This window comes from Streptomyces sp. NPDC107500 (genome assembly GCF_055582785.1).
Genome location: NZ_JBVJPF010000022.1, coordinates 1 through 4,292, shown reverse-complemented (window position 1 = coordinate 4,292; position 4,292 = coordinate 1). Strand labels below are relative to the sequence as shown.

Here is a 4,292-nt window from a genome sequence, read left to right as displayed (position 1 = left end):
GTTAGGTCGGTGGTCTCGTCGAGGCGGGTGGTCAGGCCGGGTTCGGGGGTGTGGCCGAGGAGTTGGTAGGCGGTGGCCAGGGCGCGTTCGGGCGGACCGAGCACCGGGGCGGTCTCGTCGGTGCCCGTCTGGCCCTCGGCCACGGGGGACTTCTGCCACCGCCGCCACTGACGGGAGAAGTCGTCCATGGCTTGGGTCCGCTCACCCTCCGACAATCCCGTGACCGCGGCCGAGGCCGAGGCTCCGTCCGAGGGAGCGGAAACCGTGGCATCCGCAGTAGTAGCGGCGGTGGCATCCGCAGTAGTGGTGGTGGCAGTGGTGCGGGTGGTGTCGTGGACGCTGTCGGCGGTGCTGCGGGTGTTGAAGGTGTTGAGGGCGTTACGGAGTGTCTGTAGGTGGGTTTCGCTCAGGCTCTGGACGACATCGGGGTTGTTGAGGAGTGATTGCAGGCCGTTGACGGTGGAGTTGCTGGTATCGGCTGTGTAGGCGTAGGGGTTGTAGTTGCTGTTGTTGTCTGCCGGGGACAGCGGAATTGTCTGCAGTGGGGGCGGGAGGAATGAGCCGTCGGGGCCGAATGGCATGTAGGTCACGGTGGTCGGCTGTGCTCCGAGATTTCGGAGGAGCAGACGCGGGTCTTGGCCATACCAACCGCTCTGGGAATCGATGAACCAGACAGCGGCTTCGTCGTGGGTTCCGAGTCGAACTGCGTTGAAAGCGTGAGCCCACTCTCCCTTGTGAGGACTGTAAAGTTCCATGCGGATGATGGCAGACGTTCCCGGTGGCCGGGAAGAGAGGGATTTGGAGATCTGGGCCAGGCCTTGCAGTCCGTCGTTGACGGATATGAACATCTCTCCGAAATAGGACTCGATCTTTTCCATTTTTTCGGATGTCGCGCCGGGTACGTGCGGTGCCAGTGCTGCCGCGACGGTGGGTTGCCCACGCAGGGTTATTTCGAGACTGAGTGCGCATTCCACGCAGTTTTCGCCGCGTCCTGGGAAAGACAGTCCGCGACCATTGACAAGGCCGGTCCATGCCAGAGAGGCGAAAGGCATCAGCCTTCCATTATTGTCTTTGGGTATGGCGCGCAACAGTGCTGCGGAATCCCGGGGATCCATCGGCAGGAGGTGCGGTCCCTCTTCGCGGACCTCGGAGAGACTCGACCTTTCCATTCGCTCTGGACTGAAGTCTCTTGCCCGTCCGTGGCTGTCGAAGACCGCCGACGAAATATATGTGACAGGGCGGGAGGACAGGCCGTCGAGGGTGGTTGAGAAGCGGCGTGACTTGGCATCGATGTAAGTGACTGTCTGTCCATCGAAGTATGCGTTGACGGCGACTTCTTCGCTGGACTGGCCAATCGGTCGTTCAATGCTTAGTACCGCTGTGGAACCGGCGCCCAAAAGCTGTAGTTTCCGCTCAACCCGGCCGACCCATCCGATTCCGTCTCCCTCGTAGTCGAAGCCGGTGTCACGGCCTGTGGTTTGTGCGAGTGTCTCCAGGGTGACGTTCGAGAGGTCACTGCTGACCGTCGGCCTGCCGTGAAGCGTTGCATGCACGGCGGCAGCCGCTCGTGCGCTGGAGTCTTCCGGTGCCAGGCTGCTACGTGACGAGAGGTCGTGGACATGCTGTGTCCAGGTGAAGTCTGTGGTCGGCAGCAGTCGGCCGTAGGCATCACGCGGAATGGTCTGCTGGAGCAGTTGCCGAGACGATGTTCCAGACGGCCAGCCGTGGGCCTGCCCGGCGTAACTCTGTCCGGCATACCCCTGACCGCCGTGGCCGTAGCCGCCCTGTCCGTAACCACTGTGACCGGGATACATGCCGCCGGGCAGGTGGGTGGTGCTGCGGTAGGGGGCGTCGGTGAGGAGGCGGTGGACGAGGTGTTCGGTGCCGTTCTGGTCGCCGGGGTGGTCCAGGAGGTGCTGGGCGACGATGAGGCCGTCCTGGTCGATGCGGTCCAGGACCGTTAGGTCGGTGGTCTCGTCGAGGCGGACGGTCAGCCCAGGTTCGGGGGAACGGCCGAGCAGTTGGTAGGCGGTGGCCAGGGCGCGTTCGGGCGGGCCGAGGACCGGGGCGGTCTGGTCGGTGCCGGCCGGGTCCTCGACGGCCGGCGTCTTCTGCCACCGCCGCCACTGACGGGCAAAGTCCTCCACCGCCTGGACCCGCTCACCCTCCGACAATCCCGTCACCGCGGCCGAGGACCCGTCCGCCGGAGCGGAAACCGTGGCATCCGCAGTGGTGGTGGTGTCGTGGGTGAAGGTGTTGAGGGCGTTGCGGAGTGTCTGGAGGTGGATTTCGCTCAGGTTCTGGACGACGTCGGGGTCGTTGAGGAGCGAGCGGATTCCGTTGGTGGCGGAGTCGCTGGTGTCTGCGCGGAAATGGAAACTGCCGCCCGGCTGGCCTGCGTTGGCAAGGAGGTATGACACTTGAGTGCGAAGGGCGAGTACTGCTGGACGGTAACTCGCTGTGCGGTTTGGTGCGCTGTACCATGCGCCGATCGCAGCCAATACGCCGACCAAGTGCTGGCGATGACCCGTTTGTTGGTACGCGGCGACCTGTCCATCGATCCTGAGGAGGTCCGGCCGATGTTGCCCCATTTGGCTGTGCCAGGTAGTCAGCATGTCGGTCGGCGGAGCAACTGCTTCAGATCGCGGGGCGAGCGAGCTAAGTAGAGCCCTATTTGTATTGTGGAGGGTTCGCCACTGCTCGAAGGTTTTTTCCCAACCGCCTCGGTAGGATGCCGCGGTCGCAAATTCACCTAGGCGTAGGCCCAACTGTTCCAGAGCATTGACGGCTGCAGAGCGCAGTCGCGCCCCTTCGTTCTGATCCACGCGGAGCGGCGCGCCAGCAAGAAGGAGTACACCCTTTACTGTGTCCTCAGTCGTTTTGTGGTCGATTAGCTCCATGCCATGAGCGCGGAATGGCCCCGTACGGTTCAGCTTGGAGGCGGCCGCGAGGATATGGTCTAGCTGTCGAACGAGGGGGTTATTTGACAGGCTTCGCAGGATGCTCAGTTGTTCTTGATTGTGCGGCTGTCCGAGCCTGCTGCGATACAGTTCCTGGTCATATGTGGAGCTTACTGCACTTTCGAGAGCGTCATAGGTGCTGCGGATTCCATTGAAATCTCGATCATTTGGAAAGTTTCTGATCTCGAAAATTCCCAATTGAAGTGGAAGCCGGGGGCGTCCGTGGGAGTCGGCATTTGCGTCGAAGGTTTCGTGAATGGATCCGATCTCTAGATCCTCTTGCCTTACCCTGGGGGCGGGATAATCAAACAAGAAATCATTGATATAGTCACGAACAGTTGCGGTTGCCCCGTTCGAGGTCGTGATCACGGCAGAGAGTGGGTCGTGGAACCCTTCATTTGCGTCGGCGGCAAATCGGTTGAACTGCTCATGTATGAACTGTGCATTCGCTGAAAGGAAGCTTCTCGCGGCCGGTGAAAGAGCTTGCCGTAGCAGCCAGGGGTGGTGTCGAGATGCCATCCCCAGGTAACTCTTGGGCCACATTCCAGAGGGGTGCTTTCCTCCGTTGAACTGAACGATGGAAATGGCTTGTGTGAACACTGCGAAGGACATGGACTTCATGACTCTGAAATCCATGTCGTCAAGAAATGCTGCCGCTACCTCAGGGTTCGGAAGCGATCCCCTGATGTTATTGCGGGCAGCGAAATAGGCTGCCGCCACATGGCGGGAAAATGCGCCGCCTGCCTCGATGCCGGGAATGATATCGACAAGTGCCTTGGGCTCCATCATGCTCTTGGCGTGACTCAAGGCAAACTCGTACACGCCCGACAGGGGTAGGCCGACTGTGAACTGGGCAGGGTATTCGTACGGGTGTGTCGGTGGGTTGTTCCTGCGGAACTCCACATCATGGAAATCTGTGGTCGGCTGGAAGCCGACCTCGCTGACTACCTGAGCAAAGGGCTCATGTCGATCCCTGCTGCCAGGGCCGATGACACGCTCCAGAAGCGCCAGTGAGTGAAACACGTGCTCCTTGTTTACGCGTGTGTCGGGTGTCTGCTCTCCCCGGTGCACTGCGATAGGGCGTGTGACGACTTCGAGGAATGGCTTTCCTCCCTCTATGTGCTCCGACGTCAGACTGAGATTATTGTCGGTGGCTAGCACTCTGCCGTGTTGCATCCATTCGTCGCCTCCAAGGATGGACCACATCTTCACGTTGGGGCGTTCGATTTCGATGCCGATGCCGCGGTATTGGTGGTTGGTGGGGAGGTCGGTGTGGGCGAGGGGTGAGTGGGAGGCGGTGAAGGTGGGGAGGCTTTGGGGGACGTGGACGGT

1 protein-coding gene is annotated in these 4,292 nt (G+C 61.2%); it reads right to left on the bottom strand.

Annotated features, from left to right (window positions below; all coding sequences use genetic code 11):
* Positions 1–3,983: toxin glutamine deamidase domain-containing protein (locus tag ACZ67M_RS37750; protein ID WP_469854362.1), on the bottom strand; the 3,983-nt coding region annotated here is incomplete at its 3' end.
* Between the last annotated feature and the right edge of the window lie 309 nt (positions 3,984–4,292).